The sequence below is a fragment of the Marivita sp. S2033 genome, assembly GCF_046592965.1.
Classification (GTDB): Bacteria; Pseudomonadota; Alphaproteobacteria; order Rhodobacterales; family Rhodobacteraceae; genus Marivita.
Genome location: NZ_JBISBV010000009.1, coordinates 24,517 through 41,730 on the forward strand (window position 1 = coordinate 24,517; position 17,214 = coordinate 41,730).

General features: G+C 60.9%; 18 protein-coding genes. 2 read left to right on the top strand and 16 right to left on the bottom strand.

Annotated elements, in window-relative coordinates; translation table 11 throughout:
* Nucleotides 1-64: 64 nt before the first annotated feature.
* From ACGKZZ_RS14155 to ruvC, 14 genes are all read right to left on the bottom strand, one after another.
* Complete coding sequence (locus tag ACGKZZ_RS14155) at nucleotides 65-1,741, bottom strand: formate--tetrahydrofolate ligase (RefSeq protein WP_411224232.1); 1,677 nt, start codon at nucleotides 1,739-1,741, stop codon at nucleotides 65-67.
* 214 nt (nucleotides 1,742-1,955) lie between these two features.
* Complete coding sequence (ftsH, locus tag ACGKZZ_RS14160) at nucleotides 1,956-3,875, bottom strand: ATP-dependent zinc metalloprotease FtsH (protein ID WP_411224233.1); 1,920 nt, start codon at nucleotides 3,873-3,875, stop codon at nucleotides 1,956-1,958.
* 78 nt (nucleotides 3,876-3,953) lie between these two features.
* On the bottom strand, nucleotides 3,954-5,303 hold the full coding sequence (gene tilS, locus ACGKZZ_RS14165) for a tRNA lysidine(34) synthetase TilS (RefSeq protein WP_411224234.1): 1,350 nt from the start codon (nucleotides 5,301-5,303) through the stop codon (nucleotides 3,954-3,956).
* Nucleotides 5,300-6,127 (bottom strand): tetratricopeptide repeat protein, encoded by an 828-nt coding sequence (locus ACGKZZ_RS14170; protein WP_411224235.1) that lies wholly within the window; start codon nucleotides 6,125-6,127, stop codon nucleotides 5,300-5,302. Before ACGKZZ_RS14170 ends, tilS begins: the two co-directional genes overlap by 4 nt.
* A gap of 8 nt (nucleotides 6,128-6,135) precedes the next feature.
* On the bottom strand, nucleotides 6,136-6,654 hold the full coding sequence (gene pal / locus ACGKZZ_RS14175) for a peptidoglycan-associated lipoprotein Pal (RefSeq protein WP_411224236.1): 519 nt from the start codon (nucleotides 6,652-6,654) through the stop codon (nucleotides 6,136-6,138).
* Between the two features lie 137 nt (nucleotides 6,655-6,791).
* Nucleotides 6,792-8,117: a Tol-Pal system beta propeller repeat protein TolB gene (gene tolB / locus ACGKZZ_RS14180; RefSeq protein WP_411224237.1), complete on the bottom strand. Its 1,326-nt coding sequence runs from the start codon at nucleotides 8,115-8,117 to the stop codon at nucleotides 6,792-6,794.
* On the bottom strand, nucleotides 8,114-9,256 hold the full coding sequence (locus tag ACGKZZ_RS14185) for a cell envelope biogenesis protein TolA (protein WP_411224238.1): 1,143 nt from the start codon (nucleotides 9,254-9,256) through the stop codon (nucleotides 8,114-8,116). The genes tolB and ACGKZZ_RS14185 overlap by 4 nt, the downstream gene beginning before the upstream one ends.
* Nucleotides 9,257-9,264: 8 nt before the next feature.
* Nucleotides 9,265-9,732, bottom strand: coding sequence for a protein TolR (tolR, locus tag ACGKZZ_RS14190; RefSeq protein WP_411224239.1), 468 nt, complete (start codon nucleotides 9,730-9,732; stop codon nucleotides 9,265-9,267).
* A gap of 3 nt (nucleotides 9,733-9,735) precedes the next feature.
* Nucleotides 9,736-10,431: a protein TolQ gene (gene tolQ, locus ACGKZZ_RS14195; protein ID WP_411224240.1), complete on the bottom strand. Its 696-nt coding sequence runs from the start codon at nucleotides 10,429-10,431 to the stop codon at nucleotides 9,736-9,738.
* Between the two features lie 114 nt (nucleotides 10,432-10,545).
* Complete coding sequence (ybgC, locus tag ACGKZZ_RS14200; protein WP_411224241.1) at nucleotides 10,546-10,935, bottom strand: tol-pal system-associated acyl-CoA thioesterase; 390 nt, start codon at nucleotides 10,933-10,935, stop codon at nucleotides 10,546-10,548.
* Complete coding sequence (locus ACGKZZ_RS14205) at nucleotides 10,932-11,576, bottom strand: hypothetical protein (RefSeq protein WP_411224242.1); 645 nt, start codon at nucleotides 11,574-11,576, stop codon at nucleotides 10,932-10,934. Before ACGKZZ_RS14205 ends, ybgC begins: the two co-directional genes overlap by 4 nt.
* A 65-nt stretch (nucleotides 11,577-11,641) precedes the next feature.
* The gene (ruvB, locus tag ACGKZZ_RS14210; protein ID WP_411224303.1) at nucleotides 11,642-12,664 is read right to left on the bottom strand and encodes a Holliday junction branch migration DNA helicase RuvB; all 1,023 of its coding nucleotides are present in this window, start codon (nucleotides 12,662-12,664) and stop codon (nucleotides 11,642-11,644) included.
* Between the two features lie 71 nt (nucleotides 12,665-12,735).
* A complete protein-coding gene (gene ruvA / locus ACGKZZ_RS14215; RefSeq protein WP_411224243.1) occupies nucleotides 12,736-13,401 on the bottom strand; it encodes a Holliday junction branch migration protein RuvA in 666 nt (221 codons plus the stop codon).
* Entirely contained in the window at nucleotides 13,398-13,886 is a 489-nt protein-coding gene (gene ruvC, locus ACGKZZ_RS14220) for a crossover junction endodeoxyribonuclease RuvC (RefSeq protein WP_411224244.1), read from the bottom strand. The genes ruvA and ruvC overlap by 4 nt, the downstream gene beginning before the upstream one ends.
* 316 nt (nucleotides 13,887-14,202) lie before the next feature.
* Here ruvC and ACGKZZ_RS14225 point away from each other — a divergent pair, with 316 nt between their 5' ends.
* On the top strand, nucleotides 14,203-14,394 hold the full coding sequence (locus ACGKZZ_RS14225; RefSeq protein ID WP_411224245.1) for a DUF1127 domain-containing protein: 192 nt from the start codon (nucleotides 14,203-14,205) through the stop codon (nucleotides 14,392-14,394).
* Between the two features lie 84 nt (nucleotides 14,395-14,478).
* On the opposite strand, the gene ACGKZZ_RS14230 is transcribed toward ACGKZZ_RS14225, so the two are convergent.
* Both ACGKZZ_RS14230 and ACGKZZ_RS14235 read right to left on the bottom strand, forming a co-directional pair.
* Complete coding sequence (locus ACGKZZ_RS14230) at nucleotides 14,479-14,808, bottom strand: hypothetical protein (protein WP_411224246.1); 330 nt, start codon at nucleotides 14,806-14,808, stop codon at nucleotides 14,479-14,481.
* A 141-nt stretch (nucleotides 14,809-14,949) separates the two neighbouring features.
* Nucleotides 14,950-15,834 (bottom strand): 50S ribosomal protein L11 methyltransferase, encoded by an 885-nt coding sequence (locus tag ACGKZZ_RS14235; RefSeq protein ID WP_411224247.1) that lies wholly within the window; start codon nucleotides 15,832-15,834, stop codon nucleotides 14,950-14,952.
* Between the two features lie 284 nt (nucleotides 15,835-16,118).
* Here ACGKZZ_RS14235 and ACGKZZ_RS14240 point away from each other — a divergent pair, with 284 nt between their 5' ends.
* Complete coding sequence (locus tag ACGKZZ_RS14240) at nucleotides 16,119-17,180, top strand: YeeE/YedE family protein (RefSeq protein WP_411224248.1); 1,062 nt, start codon at nucleotides 16,119-16,121, stop codon at nucleotides 17,178-17,180.
* Nucleotides 17,181-17,214: the final 34 nt, after the last annotated feature.

Consider the following 17,214-nt stretch of genomic DNA (forward strand, 5'->3'; position numbering starts at 1 on the left):
TTCGATTTTTACTCAGATTTTCCGGAAAGTCCGCACCGGTGTTTCAACGTCGCTTGGCGCAACGTCAGAACAGCCCTTCGATATGCCCATCTTCGTTCAGACGAATGGTTTCAGCCGACGGCACCCGGGGAAGACCAGGCATGGTCATGATTTCACCGCAGACCACGACGACAAATCCTGCGCCGGCCGACAGCCGCACCTCTCGCACCGGCACGGAATGGCCCGTGGGCGCGCCACGCAAACTTGGGTCGGTGCTGAACGAATACTGGGTTTTTGCCATGCAAACAGGCAGGTGCCCATACCCTTGCTCTTCCCAAAGCTTCAGTTGATCTCGGATTTTCTGATCCATCAGCGCCTCGTCAGCACGGTAAATGCGCTTTGCGATCGTTTGGATTTTTTCTGCCAGCGACATGTCATCAGGGTAAATCGGGGCAAAATGCGCGCTATCCTTGTCTGCCACTTCCGCAACCTTGCGCGCCAGATCGGCCGATCCTTCCGAGCCCAGTTCCCAATGACGGCTGAGCACCGCTTCGGCACCATGCTCGGCAACATAGGCTTTGATGGCGCCAACCTCTGCGTCGGTGTCGGTGACAAAGTGGTTTATCGCCACCACCACCGGAACGCCAAAGCTCTTGAGGTTTTCGATATGGCGTCCGAGATTCGGGCATCCCGCCTTGACGGCATCAACGTTCTCGGTCCCAAGTTCAGCCTTGGCGACGCCGCCATTCATCTTCATCGCGCGCACGGTTGCCACGCACACCACAACCGAAGGCGCGATTCCAGCCTTGCGACACTTGATGTTCATGAACTTTTCAGCCCCCAGATCGGCGCCGAAACCAGCCTCGGTGACAACATAATCCGCCAGCTTCATCGCAGTTGTGGTCGCAATCACCGAATTGCAACCGTGCGCGATATTGGCGAACGGGCCGCCATGAACAAAAGCGGGGTTGTTTTCCAGCGTCTGCACCAGATTGGGTTGCATCGCATCCTTGAGCAGGACGGTCATCGCGCCCTCTGCCTTGATGTCTCGGCAAAACACCGGGCTGCGGTCGCGCCGATAGGCGACGATCATATCGCCCAAGCGCTTTTCCAAATCCTTGAGATCGTTGGCCAGACACAAGATCGCCATGACTTCTGATGCGACAGTGATGTCGAACCCGCCTTCGCGAGGAAAGCCGTTGGCGACCCCGCCCAGCGACACATTCACCTGCCGCAGCGCGCGGTCGTTCATGTCCACGACGCGCTTCCACTGCACGCGCCGGATGTCGATCTCCTGCTCGTTGCCCCAGTATATGTGGTTGTCGAGCATTGCCGACAGCAAAGAATGGGCCGAGGTGATGGCGTGGAAGTCACCGGTGAAGTGGAGGTTCATATCCTCCATCGGGACGACTTGCGCATACCCGCCCCCCGCAGCGCCGCCCTTCATTCCGAAGTTCGGCCCCAATGACGCCTCGCGAATGCAAATCATCGCTTTCTTGCCGATACGGTTCAGACCGTCGCCCAAACCCACGGTTGTCGTGGTCTTGCCCTCCCCTGCCGGTGTCGGATTGATCGCGGTCACCAGAATCAGTTTGCCGTCGGCACGATCCTGAACCGAATTGATGAAGGATTGACTAACTTTCGCCTTGTCGTGCCCATAGGGCAGCAGATCATCAGACCCGATGCCGATCTTCTCGCCGATTTCCTGAATAGGGCGCTTCTGCGCGTCGCGCGCGATTTCGATATCCGACTTGTAGGCCATGACTGGGCTCCGCTGTTGGCTGGTTCAATTAGCAAAGGAATACCGTTGCACACCAGTCAAATGACACGGTGAAACCGACACTTCCAAGCAGGTGTGCGGCGGAAATGGAACGGATGGGAAAGATGAACTGAACCCGACCCCGACAGCATCGCTCGGCACGCCAATAAAAAACCCCGAACCCGGCTGACGGATTCGGGGCTATTCCTTCATGGGATCAAGCCGTGGGCTCCGGTTCCAGACCGCCTTCGCCCGGCTGTGGCTTTGCCTTGGGCTTGGTCTTCGGAATCGCCGTGACACTTGGCGTGTCGGCGGCATCGCCCGAGGCATCATCGTCGCTCGCTTGGGGAGGATCGCCGCGAATGACACGCTTGATCTCGTCTCCGGTCAGGGTTTCATACTCCAGAAGACCCTGAGCCAGGCGTTCCCACTCGTCTTTCTTCTCGGTCAGGATCTCGAACGCGCGTTCATAGGCGTTCTGAATGAACCGTTTGACCTCTTCTTCGATCATTTCCTTGGTGTTGGCGGAAACCGAGAATCCGGCAGTGTTGCCGCTATAGCCCTCGGCCGCCTCACGATAGTCGATATTGCCAACCTTGTCTGACATACCCCATTGCAGCACCATTGCGCGCGCCAGGGCAGAGGCTTGCTGGATATCGCCAGCCGGCCCGTTCGAGACATTTTCCTCACCATACTTGATGATCTCGGCCGCTTTACCGGCCATGGTCATGGCAAGCTTTTCCTCGCACTCGGACTTGTGCCAGTTCAGCCGGTCAATCTCGGGCAGCGACACAACCATGCCCAATGCACCACCGCGCGGAATGATCGTGGCTTTGTAAACCGGATCGCATTGCGGAAGGCTCATGCCGACGATCGCGTGTCCTGCTTCGTGATAGGCGGTTTTTTCCTTTTGCTCGGGCGTCAAGACCATGGACCGGCGCTCCGCCCCCATCATCACCTTGTCCTTGGCGTTCTCGAAGTCTTCCATCGTCACGAACCGACGACCAACACGTGCCGCCATCAAAGCGGCTTCGTTCACCAGGTTGGCGAGATCCGCACCAGAGAAACCCGGCGTGCCGCGCGCGATGATTCGCAGATCGACATCCGGACCAAGCGGCGTTTTGCGCGCATGAACGCCCAGAATTTTTTCCCGGCCCTTGATGTCGGGGTTCGGAACGGTGACCTGGCGGTCAAAGCGCCCCGGACGAAGCAGCGCCGGGTCGAGCACGTCACGACGGTTCGTCGCCGCCACGATGATCACACCCTCGTTAGCCTCGAACCCGTCCATTTCGACCAGAAGCTGGTTCAATGTCTGCTCGCGCTCATCGTTGCCACCGCCATAACCGGCGCCGCGCGCCCGGCCGACCGCGTCGATCTCGTCGATGAACACGATGCACGGCGCGTTCTTCTTGGCTTGTTCGAACATGTCGCGAACGCGAGATGCGCCCACGCCGACGAACATCTCAACGAAGTCCGAGCCCGAGATGGTGAAGAACGGAACCCCCGCCTCGCCTGCGATTGCGCGCGCGAGGAGCGTTTTACCGGTTCCCGGCGGACCCACAAGCAACGCGCCCTTGGGGATCTTGCCGCCCAGACGCGAGAACCGCTGAGGATTGCGCAGAAACTCGACGATCTCCTCAAGCTCTTCCTTCGCCTCGTCGATGCCAGCGACATCATCGAAAGTCACACGGCCGTGCTTTTCGGTCAGCAGCTTGGCTTTGGATTTGCCAAACCCCATCGCGCCGCCACGGCCACCGCCCTGCATCCGGTTCATGAAGTAGATCCAGACCCCGATGAGCAGAAGGAACGGCAGCAGGCTGAGCAGGAACGACTGGAACCCCGACTGCTGTTGCTGTTCGGCGCGGATCGGAACGCCGTTTTCGATCAACAGATCGGTGACGGTCGCGTCTTCCGGTTTGATCGCGACATAGTCCTGACCATCCTTGCTGCGGAAGCGAACTTGCTCGCCATCGAGTGTGACCGAACTGACGGTGTCATCATCGACCGCGGCGACAAAATCAGAATAGCTGATTTCGCGGCTCTGAAGCGTGTTTCCGCCACCAGAGAATATGTTGAAAAGCGCCAGAATCAACAGGAACAGTACGACCCAGAAGGCGATGTTTCGTGCGTTGCCCAAGAAAATTTCTCCTGAATTCGACGGAGGCGAATAGGCCCGCGTCTCTTGGCCTATAACATAGACATGCACGGCCCGGGTTCAATGCGAAAGACAAAATGCCCTGAAACCGGTATCGCGGCGCCCGAGTACGTAGCGCTCAGCGGTTATGCCGCTGCCGATACCCAGCGCCGGACAGGCAAGCATAACATCCTCCCGCCAGACCGATGGCAGCCCCAAGGAGGCCCGCATCGTCAGCGGCAGATTTTCGCGCGCCTCGATCTGGCGCCAGCCCTTGTCGCCCAAAGCGCGAACGGTCGCACCTCTTGTGTCCAAGCTGTCATCACCTTTCAAAACCCATTGCCCGTCCCATAACGCCTCCAGGTCACTTACTTCATCCCTAACGCACGCGGCTTCACGAAAGACGCGGATTTCGCTCTTTGACACCACGACCTCGGCACCGTGCAACGTTCCACCGCGGCCAGAGAGGGCCCTTTCCAGCAAGTCCTCACTTGCCGCCTCCCGTGGGCGATACGGGCTCGATGCGACATAGCGCAAGGACGCCGTCAGCATCCTCAACTGCGTTTCGCCGTCCAGTGCGGCAAGCCCGTCCCTTTCGATCAGCACCTGCCCCAACGGTGCGTTCATGCAAATCCGATCCACGGCGTCCGACAGGCGCGCGGTCAGTCCCGCCCGCGCCCGTGACAAACGCGTGGCCGTTTTGGCCAAAACGGACGCAGTGATCCCTTCGTGGCGCAGAAGTGTTAACAATTGCCGAATGCGGACGCGATCATATGACCGATCCTCATTGCTGGGGTCTTCGATCCAGGGCGCCTGCAAGACCCGCGCATAGTGCCGCAATTCCGCCCGCGACATGCCAAGGCACGGGCGCACTACGTCAAATCCGGGTGTTCCGCCTGCTTGCGGCGGCGTCTGGCCAGCATAGGTTCCCGGCTCCAGTTCGGGCGCGCCCAAAGCGTGAGGAGCAACCAGGCGGATGGCTTGCATGCCCGCCAAACCGTCCACACCGGAGCCGCGCGCAAGTCGCATCAGCACCGTTTCCGCTTGATCGTCCTCAGTATGGGCAAACAGCACATGTTTCACCGAACCGCGCCATCGGTCGATCAGCTCGAGTCGTGCCTGGCGCGCTGCGGCCTGAACGTTTCCCCGCCCGTCCCAAGACCAGAGCACGCGCGTATGCGGCCAGCCCAGCGTTGCACATTCGCGTGCCACCATCTCGGCCTCGGCCGCAGATTCGGCTCGCAATCCGTGATCGATGGTAATCACCCACAAGCGAACGCCATAGATATGCGTCCAGTTATGGGCGAGGTAGAGCATTGCCATGCTGTCACCGCCGCCCGACACGGCCAGCCCGATGTCGGGGGGAAAATCGGGGCCAAGCAACTGGCCCATCTGATCGGCAAACCGCTGTTGCAGCGGTGGCTCGTTCACGAACAGTTGAACCGCGCCCTGGCGGCCTCTGCCTCCGCGATCGCTGCACTGCCGGGATAGCGCCCCGCCACCTCGGACAAGGTCACGCACGCTTCCGGCACATTGCCCAATTCACCCAACGCCGCTCCAAGGCGCCACAGCGCCTCAGGGCCAACGCTGTCGTCAGGATAGCCGGCATAGGCATCCAGATACCGGCGCGCGGCCTCGCGCAGGTCGCCAAGACCGGCAAGAGCCTTGCCTTCAGCCACAAGCGCCTGGGCCTCTAGCGGACCGCCGGGATAGGTCTGGCGAAAGGTCGCAAACTGGTCTGCGGCGGATTGAAAGTCACCATTGGCGAGCGCCTCCCCAGCCCGCCGAAAGTCTGTTTCCTCGCCAACCGCCAATTCCGGTCCGGCCGAGCTTGGGAGTGATTGCGGCACAGGCTGCGGCGCTGCGGCGCTCGTCCCCGTCTCCCCACCCAAGGTCGGTGTCTTGCCCACATTCGCGATATCGCAACCGCTTTCCAGCTCGCACAGGCGAAATTCCAGATCACCGATCCGGCGGGCTCCGTCTTCGGCGACGCTGCCCACACGAAACTCAAGCTCTTCGGTCTTGGCGGTCAGGCGCTGCAACTCCGATTCGATTGCATTGATTCGATCCAACGCACCGCTGGGCAGCGCCATTGCGCTGGGTCCGGTGGTGCTCAATTCGCGCTTCAGTTTCTGAATTTCAACGAACAAGACCGACATGTCCTGCCGAATATCCGCCAACGTTTCCGACGCCAGAACACTCATCGGCGCGACCGCCAGAACACCCGTCAAAAGGATCGCATGCAATCGCATCATCCGCTCCGTCAGCTTGTCAGACCGGCTGAAATGATCGTCACAGCGCGGCGGTTCTTGGCGTAACACGACTCTTCAGAACAAATCTCGATCGGGCGCTCCTTGCCATAGCTGACATAGCGCAACCGGTTCGACGGGATGCCCTGTGCCACCAGGTATTCCATCACCGAATTGGCCCGACGTGCCCCGAGCGCGAGGTTATAGGCGCGGGTGCCCTGCTCGTCGGCATGGCCCTCGATCACGGCGTTGTAGTCGGTGTTGGTCTGCAACCAGCGGATTTGCCCATCCAGCGTTGCGCGGGCCTGCGGATCAAGCGTCGACTGGTCAATCGCAAACAATACGCGGTCGCCCACGGTCTGCTGGAAATAGGCCGGCGAACTCGGATCGCTGGCGCTTCCCGGCACGATGCCCCCCGCCGATCCGGTGGCCGCATTGAGATCGACCGCGTCGTTGTCGAACCGGTTGGCGTTGGTACAAGCCGAGACGGCCAGAACCGCCATAAGCATCGTCAGTTTTGCGGAGAGTCGCATCGGGGTATCCTGCCCTTTCAATTGGTACCTGTTGAGTATCACAGCACGCGTGGCGCGCAAAGCCGTGACATGAGGATCGCCATTTTCGTCAGAAAATGGTTTGCTGGAAAAATCTTTGGAAAAAGATTTTTTCAGGGTCATTGCAACGGCCCCCAGCTCGGGTCCGATGCGCCTTCGGGAGTGCGCACGCGCGTCAGCTTTCGACCCGAGATGTCCACCGTGTACAAAGAGGATGATCCTTGCGCGCCCTGGGTTTCGCGCGCGAACATGATGACGCGCCCGTTGGGAGCCCAGGTCGGGCCTTCATCAAGGAACGACGCGGTCAGCAGTCGCTCTTCCGAACCATCGGTGCGCATGACACCGATAAAAAACCGCCCCGCGTTTTGTTTGGTAAACGCGATCATGTCACCGCGCGGCGACCAGACGGGTGTCGAATAGCGCCCCTCGCCAAAGCTGATCCGTCTGGCTTCGCCACCCCCGGCGGGCATAACATAAAGCTGCTGGGTACCCGAGCGGTCGCTTTCGAATACGATCTGGCTGCCATCGGGCGAATAGCTTGGCGCGGTTTCGATCGAGGGCGCGTTGGTCAATTGGCGCGTCGCTCCACTGGCGACGTCCATCGCGAAAATGTCGGTATTCGACCCTTGGGTGATCGAATAGACCACCGTCTGCCCGTTTGGCGCAAATCGTGGCGCAAAGCTCATCACACCGTTCTGCCCCTGCAGGATGCGGCTTTGCACCGTTCCCACCTCAAGAACATGCACGCGCGGCATTCCGGTTTCGTAGCTGGTATAGAGCACCCGCTGCCCGTCATTGGAAAACCGCGGCGCGAGGACCAGCGAATTGCTGCCGGTCAGGTACTGCACGTTGGCACCGTCATAATCCATGACCGCCAGACGCTTGGCGCGATTGTCCTTCGGACCACTTTCCGAAACGAACACAACGCGGCTGTCGAAATACCCCGACTCGCCGGTGATCCGGCTGTAGACCTGATCGGCCACCTTGTGCGCCATGCGCCGCCATCCGTCGGGCGTGCCGGCAAACTGCATCCCCTGGCCCAGCTCGGTGCCGGCGAACACGTCCCACACGCGGAACTTCACGACCACCTGCCCGCCAGAGGAACTGACCGCGCCGGTCACCAAAGCCTGTGCGTTGATCGCCTTCCAGTCGGCGAACTGAACCGGGCTGCCGAAACTGGTGATCTGGCTGATATGCGCCTCGCGCGGCACTTCTCGGAACAACCCGGTGCCGGTCAGGTCATCGGCCACAACCCGCGCGATCTGCTGCGCCAATTGCTGGGCTTCTGCGCTTTCGGCAACGAAATCCGGCACCGCATAAGGCATCGGTTCAACGACACCTTCGGTGATCTCGATCCGCAACGGTCCGCTTTGCGCCTGCGCCGTCACGGGCGCGGCAAAAGCCAAAACCAGGGCAGACATCACAAACGCGACGATCTGTTTCATCGGATCCTCATATTCTCTGGGTTGAACGTCATTTCGACAGTTTTCCATTGATCAAATTTTTCTGCGGGCAGAGTGTACCCGTCGCCCTGACAGCGCAAGATCGCGCGGCGCGCCGATTGAAACGCCGTCTCGGCCGCCGAGCCGCTGCCCCCTTGGGCATTCAACATCCGCAACGACGAACTCACGACCTTTCCCGACCTGTCCATGTCAAATCCGACGGTCACTGTCACATTCGCCGCTTCCGATCCCACATCGACCAGCCAGCATTCCTGAACCGCAACGCGAAATCCGTCCGTTTCTCCCTGGGTCAAGGGCGGGCCTTCGGCGCTGCCAGAGCTGTCGCCGCCCAGCGCTTCCTCCAACGCACCGGCAATCGCCGACGCCGTCGCATCCGCAGACGGCGGGTTGTCTGCTGGTGCGGCTTCAGCCGTCGTGTCAGGCGCGGTTGTGCTTGGCGTCTCGGGCGCAGCCGCCGTCTGCGTCGGGGCCGGGCGATTGGGCCGCACGCGCGGACGCATCGACGATGTCGGCGCCCGCGCCGGCTCCTCGGCCTCGGTCACGATCTCACTCGCCGCCGCTTCGGGCGCGGTCGCTTGCTGTTCTTCGGCCTCGGTCACATCGGGCGTTTCAGAGCGTTCCACCGTTTCCTGGACCTCGGGCGCGATGTCGGCCTCCGGCTCGGGCTCCGGCACCGCCTGAGGGGCCACGCGGGGTGCCGGTCGCGGCGTCGGGCGCAACGCCATCTCGGGCGCATCGACCTGCGGCGTCGGCTCGGGGGCCGGCGGCTGCGGCGGGGTCTCTGCGACCTCAGGCTCGGGCATCGGTGCTACGGGCTCGGGGGTTGGATCTGGCTCTGCGGCTTCCGGCTCCGCCGGTTCGGGTTGAACGTCCGGCTGAGTGTCGGGAACCGGCGTGTCCGGCGCGGTTTCTTCAACTTCGGGCTCTGGCAGCGCGGCAGGTTCCGTTCCCAGCGTGGGCGCTGCCTGCGGTTGCGTCAGCGCAGCGTATTCCGCCTCGGAGATCACCGACACGTCAGCCACCTGAACTTCCGGCGGATTGCTGCTGAACACGCCGCCAAACAGCACCCAGAGGATCAAGACCCCATGCGCCCCGCCCGAGATATAATGGCCCGTATGCACTGCGCGTCTCAGCCATCCGACCCGTCGAACGCCGGGCCACCGATGTCTGTCACCAGACCGATGGAACTGAAGCCACCGGCATTCAGCGCGCCCATGACCTGCGCCACCGTCTCGTAGGTCACAGTGCCGTCGGCGCGCAAGAACACCCGGTCATCGGCCCGCTCTGCCGCGATCGCCCGCAGCCGCGGCACCAGATCGCCGCGCGCCACTTCGGTGTTCTGGATCGACACGATCCCGTCTGCACCGATGGTCACTGTCAACGGTTCCTCGGTTTCCGACGGCAGCGCCGTTGCGGCAGTTTTCGGCAATTCGACTGGCACACCCACGGTCAACAACGGTGCCGCCACCATAAAGATGATCAGCAGCACCATCATCACGTCGACAAACGGCGTGACGTTGATTTCCGACATCGGCATCGCACGGCCCTTGCGCCGCCTGCGCCCGCCGCCGCCCGATTTGATCACGCCACCTGCCATCGCTCAGCTGTCCAGCTGACGGCTGAGAATGGTCGAGAATTCGTCGGCAAAGGATTCGTATCCCGCCAGAATGCGGTCACTGTCAGCCGACAGCTTGTTATAGAACACCACCGCCGGGATCGCGGCCAGAAGGCCCAGCCCTGTGGCCAGCAATGCCTCGGCGATACCGGGCGCGACCACGACTAGCGATGTGTTCTGCTGCTGCGCAATCTCGACAAACGCATGCATGATGCCCCAGACAGTGCCGAACAATCCGACAAACGGCGCAACCGATCCAACCGTCGCCAGCACCGCAAGGTTTTTTTGCAGGTCCTCGGCTTCTTTCTGGATTGCGACGTCCATCGACCGGTCGATGCGCGCGTGCGCCCCAGCGATCAGCCCGCCATCGTCGCGATGCGAGCGCCGCCACTCCGTCATTCCCGCCGCAAACACCTTCTTGGCGCGCCCACCGGGTTCGGGTCCGATCTGGTCGAACAGCTCGTCGAGCGGTTCGCCCGACCAGAAGGAGCGGTCGAACTCCGATGCTTCGGACCGTGCGCGCCGATACGACATGAGTTTTTCGAAAATGATCGCCCACGCCCAAAAGGACGCCAGCATCAGCATCACCATGACAATCTTGACGGTGAATGTGGCGCGCGCGAACAATCCCCACATGGAGAAATCAATCTCCTGCGCCAGCGCAAGTGTCTCTGCTTCCATCTGCCTGCTCTTTAGCCGGTTGGCCCCGTTACCGGGCTCTGATTAACAGAGGTCATAGCCCAATATCAGGGCAAACGCCAACACAATGGCGTCATAACACCGGAAATCGGCTCCTCAGTGAATCTGCCGGCGGATATTCGCCGGAAGCCGCGCCGGCAGTCCACCATCGGTTACGCAGACGACAAGCACCTCGGCCTGAAACAACAGATCCTCGCCGCGCAAGACATCCTGCATCATGGTCAGGCGCACTCCGGTCACCGATTTCACGGTGGTGCGCACCACAAGATCGTCGTCGAATTTTGCCGGCAGCAGATACTCCGCCTCGAGCCGCCGCACCACGAACACGATCCCGTCCTGTTCGCGCATCGCGTTTTGATCGATGCCTAGCGATCGAACCCAATCTGACCGTGCACGCTCGATGAAGCGCAGATAATTGGCGTAATAAACGATCCCTCCCATATCGGTGTCTTCGTAATACACCCGTACCGGAAATTCGTGTATCATTCGTTAATCCCTTCAAGTGCCACGGAAACCCTAGCGGCCAGCCGCAGTGCATGGCTCGCATCCTCGGTCGTCGGCGGCATCACGGGATCATAGGCTGCGCCGATCAGCGAGCCGATCTCCGGACGCAGCACCACGCGCCCGTCGTCCAACAGGCCCAGCGGTGAGCGCTCGGAAAATGCCGTGTCCGACCAGAGCACCATGGTCTGGACCGCCTGGTTCAGCGCCAGCGTATCGGCTGGCAGCGCGGCCAGTTCGTCGTCCATGCGCAAAAATACGAAACACGCCTTGATCGCGCCCGCCTCATCGAAGCGGAACACCCGGTACTGGTTGGCATCCGCGGCCGACAAGCGCGCGACCAGCGGCGTCAACCCGTCTATCAAGCGGTCCAGATCCGGCACGCCCAGCAATTCGTCCCAGTCGCGAAAGAAAAACACCATGACATTGCTGCCAAGCTCCGGGTCGGTCTCTGTCATGCTATGGCCTGCCAAGGTGCAGAGCGCTTCGAACGCGCCCTTGATCACCGACAGGCTTGCATCGTCTACTCCGAAGACAATCGGCGCGATTGGTCGTCCCCACCTGGCGAACAGATACGTCCCGTCGGATCGTGTGAACAACCTCTCAACCTCGGCTGCGTCCATCATAGCGCGTTGGTCCCTTCGCGTCTTGTCTTTCCAATTGTGACTGTCATTGCATCGCGAACAGCGAATTACCCGAACAGGTCCGACTGACCCGCCACCCTCGGGGCCGCAAGACCAAGATGAGCCCAGCTTTTTTGCGCAAGCATCCGGCCGCGCGGTGTCCGCTGGATCAATCCTTGCTGCAACAGATAGGGCTCGATCACTTCCTCCAACGCATCGCGGCTTTCGGACAATGCGGCGGACAGCGTCTCGATCCCCACCGGCCCGCCCTGATAACTCTCGGCAATCAGCCGCAAATAGCGCCGGTCCGCTCCGTCAAGGCCCAGCTCGTCGACACCCAGCCGCGTCAGGGCATTGTCGGCCAGCGCCTTGGTGACAATTCCGTCCCCTTCGACCACCGCGAAATCCACCACGCGGCGCAGCAATCGCCCCGCAATGCGCGGAGTGCCACGGGACCGGCGCGCGATTTCGCGTGCCCCTTCAGGAGCCGTCTTTACGCCGAGTTTGACGGCGTTGCGTGCAACAATCGTGTTGAGTTCGTCTTCGGTGTAAAAGTGCAAGCGTGTCGGAATACCAAACCGGTCGCGCAGGGGTGTTGTCAAAAGCCCAAGGCGCGTCGTTGCGCCGACCAGGGTAAAGGGCTGCAATTCGATCCTGACGGTGCGTGCCGCTGGTCCTTCGCCGATCACCAGATCGAGCTCGTAATCCTCCATCGCAGGATAGAGCACTTCTTCAACCGCCGGGTTGAGGCGATGGATCTCGTCGATGAACAACACATCGCGCGCTTCGAGATTGGTCAGGATCGCCGCCAAATCCCCGGCCTTGGCGAGAACCGGCCCCGATGTCATGCGAAACCCGACGCCAAGCTCGCGTGCCATGATCTGCGCCAGCGTTGTTTTTCCCAACCCCGGAGGGCCGTGAAACAACGTGTGGTCCATGGATTCACCGCGTTGGCGCGCCGACTGGATAAAGATGCGCAGATTTGATCGCGCCTCGGCCTGACCGACAAAATCGTCGAGCATCTGGGGCCGCAACGCGCGGTCCCGGTCGCCCACCATCGGCTCTGGCCGCAATGTCGGATCCGAGGTCATCGGCACGCCTCACACATAGTCTGATCTGTCTTGCAAGGCAGGCCGACACGACCCGGAAGCGCGCACATGGGTCATCCTTTCGGAGCAAGAAGTTTCAGCGCGGCGCGGATCAATTCCGAAGTGTCCGCATCCGGAGCGTCGCCGGTGGCTTGCGCCACCGCGCCTGCCGCTTCGCCCGGTGCGTACCCCAGATTGCCGAGCGCCGACAATGCCTCCGCCTGCGCGGACGCCTGCATCACCGGCGCGGGCCTGGCGGTGGCCGGAGCCACCGTTTCCAGAACGTCCACGTCGCCGGCCACCGCAGCGACCGACGCGCCTGCCCCCATCGCCATGACGCCCGGCGCCTTGTCTTTCAGTTCGTTGACAACACGCTGCGCCGTCTTGGGGCCGATGCCCTTGGCCGCTTTCACCGAATTCCAGTCGCCCAGCGCGATCGCGCGGCTGACGCCGTCCGGGCCAAGCGTGCCCAAAATCGCCAACGAGGCTTTTGCGCCGACTCCCTGGACCGACATCAAAAGCCGGTGCCATTCCTTTTCCACCAAAGTGGGAAAGCCGAAAAGCTGCAACAGGTCTTCGCGCACCAATAGATCGGTAAACAGCGCCACGGCCTCTCCCGGCCCCGGCACTTGCGCCAGCACCCGGTCCGAGCAGTAGACCACATAACCGATGCCGCGCACGTCGATCAGAACATGATCGTCGCCCTTGTATTCAACGCGGCCCGCAATGCGCCCGATCATGCCCGGATCCTCATTCCCGGCCCGCCGAAATGATGCGCATGGCAGATCGCGATTGCCAGCGCATCCGCCGCGTCCGAGCCGTTGATCTGCGCGCCGGGCAACTGCATCTTCACCATATGCTCGACCTGATTTTTATCCGCATGGCCAACTCCGACCACGGTTTTCTTCACCGAATTCGGGGCGTATTCGCCGATCTCAAGCCCGAACTGCGCCGGAACGAGCAGCGCCACGCCTCGCGCCTGTCCCAGTTTCAGCGTCCCGACCGCGTCCTTGTTCACGAATGTCTTTTCGATCGCCACCGTGTCGGGTTGAAACCGCTCGAAGATCTCGGTCAGGCCGCAATGCAAGGCCAGCAGTCGGGTCGCCAATTCGCCGCTTCCCGACAGGCAGACACCATTGGCAATGTGACGCAACCGGCTGCCTTCGGCTTCGATCACGCCCCAGCCGAGGAAGCGTAAACCCGGATCGATCCCCAAAACGCGCATGGCTGCTCATTCTTTTGTTGCTTTTGCATCACGGGTAGCACGAAAGGCGAACAAACGCCAAGCGGTCAATATCGTGTCAGCACATCAAACAGCCTGTCGCTTTGCGTCACCGCCATGTCGCAATTGTCCGCCTTGGTGCGAATACGACCTTGAACCTGTCGTTTTCAGCCTGTTTTCCACGTTGCCCCCATCGCGGTGCGGAGCCATGCGAATTCCGCATGCGGTCTATGCAGAAACCATCGTTGTCGAAGCGGTTTGTTCTGACTACCTGCCGCTCAGACACAGATGACAGATTTTCGCTTCAAGGAGCATGGCAATGGCCGCATTCGACACAACCCGCCCCACCTACGCGTCTCGCGACAAGAGCCTGAACGCTTTCTTTTTCAAACTCGCCGCATCTGTCGCGGCATGGAACGACTCGCGCCGGACACGCAAAGCGCTTGAGCGCCTGTCGGATTATGAACTCAACGACATCGGCCTAACGCGCGCCGATATCAATTCGTTCTGAAAACGACCCGAAACCGAAATTGAAAAGCCGTGTCGGATCATCCCGACACGGCTTTTTTCGTCGCTGAAATCTGGCGGCCCGCCCCTATCCGATGACTGTCGCCATCAGTTGGGACAGCGGCCAGGTGATCGGATCCATCTGCATCAGGAACGCGCCGATTTGCGCGCCAAATCCGCCCTCTCGCAGCAATGCGACCTGCGCGGCATACGCGTCGTGCCCCAATACCGTCACCATGCACGCTTTGAGAAAGAACAGAATTCCCAAGGGCAGCAACAGCATTTTGAAAGTGATGGCGTCGCGAAGATGCCCGATCGGGTGGTGATCGATCACCCCGTTCTTCCCCAACCGCGTCACATATCCGCGCGACAACTGGCGGTGCCGCTTGAGCACCTTGCGGTAACGTTCGTCAAACATATCCTGCTTGTTGGTCATGTTCAGCAGCTTTCGATTCCGGCCCCCACCGGATGTGTCAGTGATAGGGGCAGAATGTGGCAACTTTTGGGCAAACATGGCAAATTGGCTTAAATTGCGGCAAAAACTGGAAAATTTGGTTAATTATGGCGATTTTGTGGCGGCGGCCTCGAGTGTGAGGGTCGTCCAGTCACCAATCTCCTCGCGATGCCAGGGATTGAAGCCATTTCGTGCATAAACCTCTGCCACGTCATCGGCTTGTTCGTTTAAAATTCCCGATAAAATGACATGCCCACCCGCCGCGACATGGTTTGCCATATCGGGCGCAAGGTCGATCAGGGGCTGCATCAGGATATTGGCAAACACCAGATCAAACGGTGCAGCGCCGTGAAGCGCGTCATGCTCGAAGCCCGCCGCCTCAAGACATGTTATCCGCCCCACAAGATCGTTCGCCGCGACGTTTGCCTCTGCAACATCCACCGCAACGCGATCCATGTCGCTGGCCCAGACAGGGTCGGGCCAGGTGCGTGCGGCTGCCATCGCAAGCACTGCGGTACCACAGCCGATATCCGCCACCTTGTGGCAGGTCACGCCCGCGCCGATCAATCTGTCGAGCGCGCGCAAACAGCCCTGGGTGGTGCCGTGATGACCCGTTCCAAAAGCCATCGCCGCCTCGATCAGCAATGGCTCCACACCCTCGGGGACGGTATCGGCATCATGGCTGCCATAGACATAAAACCGCCCGGCCCGCACCGGCACCAATTCGCGGCGCACCTTTGCGACCCAGTCGGTTTCAGGCAGTTCCGACACGACAAAGGACTTGGCACCAAAGCCCGCCGCCAACAGAGCCAACCCAACCTCATCAGGCGCCTGCATGAAATAACCGCCCACTTCCCACATGCCGGACCCGTCCTCGATTTCAAACACCCCAACCCCGTAGGGCTCGGGTTCAAGACCTTCCAGAGCGTCTCCCAACGACTCGGCAGACGTTTTCGACGACACTGTGGTAAAGGCGGTGAAGGTGATCATGTGGCAGGCTTTCAAGTCAATGGCGATGCAGCCCTCTGCCATGATCGGGCCACTGCCACAAGTTCACACTGTCTATACGCACCGCTTGCAATCGCCGGAACACCCACACCCGCCTCAGATCAGCGTCTCTGTCCATCCCCTTTCCCACGCTGACATCCTCTGGATAACAGGCACCTCTTGGCAAAGCGTTAATTCGATCCGTGTAAACGAGGGCGATCTGATATACATCAAGGCTCACACATTCGCTTTGCTGCATCCGTAGCCAAATTAGACAAGAGACGGACATGGATCTCATCGCACTTGTAGACAGGATCGGAGAGGCTCCGACATCGGCGCTTTTCGGGCTGCTGACGGGAATCGTGTTCGGCGTCGCGGCGCAGCAATCGCGCTTTTGCCTGCGGGCCGCCACGGTGGAATTCGCCCGTGGCATGATGCAGGACAAGGTCGCGGTCTGGCTTTTGACATTTTCAACCGCCGTGGTCTGGGTTCAGGGCGCCTATCTTCTGGGCCTGTTTGACAGCGCCGAAGCGCGCATGATGGCGGTCCCCGGAAGCTGGTCCGGCGCGATCATCGGCGGGCTGATGTTCGGCGCGGGCATGGTGCTCGCGCGTGGGTGTTCCGGCCGCCTCCTGGTTCTGGCGGCCACCGGCAACCTGCGCTCCGTCGTGTCCGGGCTGATCTTTGCCGTGGTCGCGCAGATGAGCCTGACCGGATGGCTTGCTCCGATGCGCGATTCTCTGGCCGCGATGTGGATCACCGAGGGCGGGCGCAACATGAACTTGCTGAGATCGCTGCACCTGCCGGAGGGAACCGGCGTGGTGTTTGGTCTGGCAACCGCCCTTCTGGCGCTCGAATTATCGCGTCGCAACAGGATCGGTTGGCATCGGCTGGTGTTCGCATCCGGTGCCGGGTTTGCCGTAGCAATGGGCTATGCGTTTACCTATGCGCTTAGCCTGATCGCCTTTGATCCGGTGCAGATCGAAAGCATCACGTTTACTGGCCCGTCGGCCAACACGCTGATGTTCTTCCTCGATCGCGGCTCCATTCTGGAGTTCGATATCGGCCTTGTGCCCGGTGTTGTGATCGGGTCGTTCCTCGCCGCGCTTTTTGCCAAAGAGCTTAAGTTTCGCGGATTTGATGGCCCGACACCGATGCGCCAGGCGATGATCGGCGCCGCGCTCATGGGGTTCGGCGGGATGCTGGCCGGTGGCTGTTCCATCGGCGCGGGTGTGACCGGCGGGTCGATCTTTGCCGGCACCGCGTGGCTTGCACTTTTCTGCATGTGGGTCGGCGGCATGAGCATGGACATCCTTCTGGGCGGTCGGGGAAAACCCGCGCAGGTGTAACCCCTAAACCAGCACAAAACAGCAGGACAGCACC

Coding starts and splice junctions, on each gene's coding strand:
- ACGKZZ_RS14155 (WP_411224232.1), bottom strand. CDS start 1,741: ATGGCCTACAAGTCGGATATCGAAATCGCGCGCGACGCGCAGAAGCGC.
- ACGKZZ_RS14170 (WP_411224235.1), bottom strand. CDS start 6,127: ATGATGCGATTGCATGCGATCCTTTTGACGGGTGTTCTGGCGGTCGCG.
- pal (WP_411224236.1), bottom strand. CDS start 6,654: ATGCGACTCTCCGCAAAACTGACGATGCTTATGGCGGTTCTGGCCGTC.
- tolB (WP_411224237.1), bottom strand. CDS start 8,117: ATGAAACAGATCGTCGCGTTTGTGATGTCTGCCCTGGTTTTGGCTTTT.
- tolR (WP_411224239.1), bottom strand. CDS start 9,732: ATGGCAGGTGGCGTGATCAAATCGGGCGGCGGCGGGCGCAGGCGGCGC.
- tolQ (WP_411224240.1), bottom strand. CDS start 10,431: ATGGAAGCAGAGACACTTGCGCTGGCGCAGGAGATTGATTTCTCCATG.
- ybgC (WP_411224241.1), bottom strand. CDS start 10,935: ATGATACACGAATTTCCGGTACGGGTGTATTACGAAGACACCGATATG.
- ACGKZZ_RS14205 (WP_411224242.1), bottom strand. CDS start 11,576: ATGATGGACGCAGCCGAGGTTGAGAGGTTGTTCACACGATCCGACGGG.
- ruvB (WP_411224303.1), bottom strand. CDS start 12,664: ATGACCTCGGATCCGACATTGCGGCCAGAGCCGATGGTGGGCGACCGG.
- ruvA (WP_411224243.1), bottom strand. CDS start 13,401: ATGATCGGGCGCATTGCGGGCCGCGTTGAATACAAGGGCGACGATCAT.
- ruvC (WP_411224244.1), bottom strand. CDS start 13,886: ATGCGCGTTTTGGGGATCGATCCGGGTTTACGCTTCCTCGGCTGGGGC.
- ACGKZZ_RS14225 (WP_411224245.1), top strand. CDS start 14,203: ATGGCCGCATTCGACACAACCCGCCCCACCTACGCGTCTCGCGACAAG.
- ACGKZZ_RS14230 (WP_411224246.1), bottom strand. CDS start 14,808: ATGTTTGACGAACGTTACCGCAAGGTGCTCAAGCGGCACCGCCAGTTG.
- ACGKZZ_RS14235 (WP_411224247.1), bottom strand. CDS start 15,834: ATGATCACCTTCACCGCCTTTACCACAGTGTCGTCGAAAACGTCTGCC.
- ACGKZZ_RS14240 (WP_411224248.1), top strand. CDS start 16,119: ATGGATCTCATCGCACTTGTAGACAGGATCGGAGAGGCTCCGACATCG.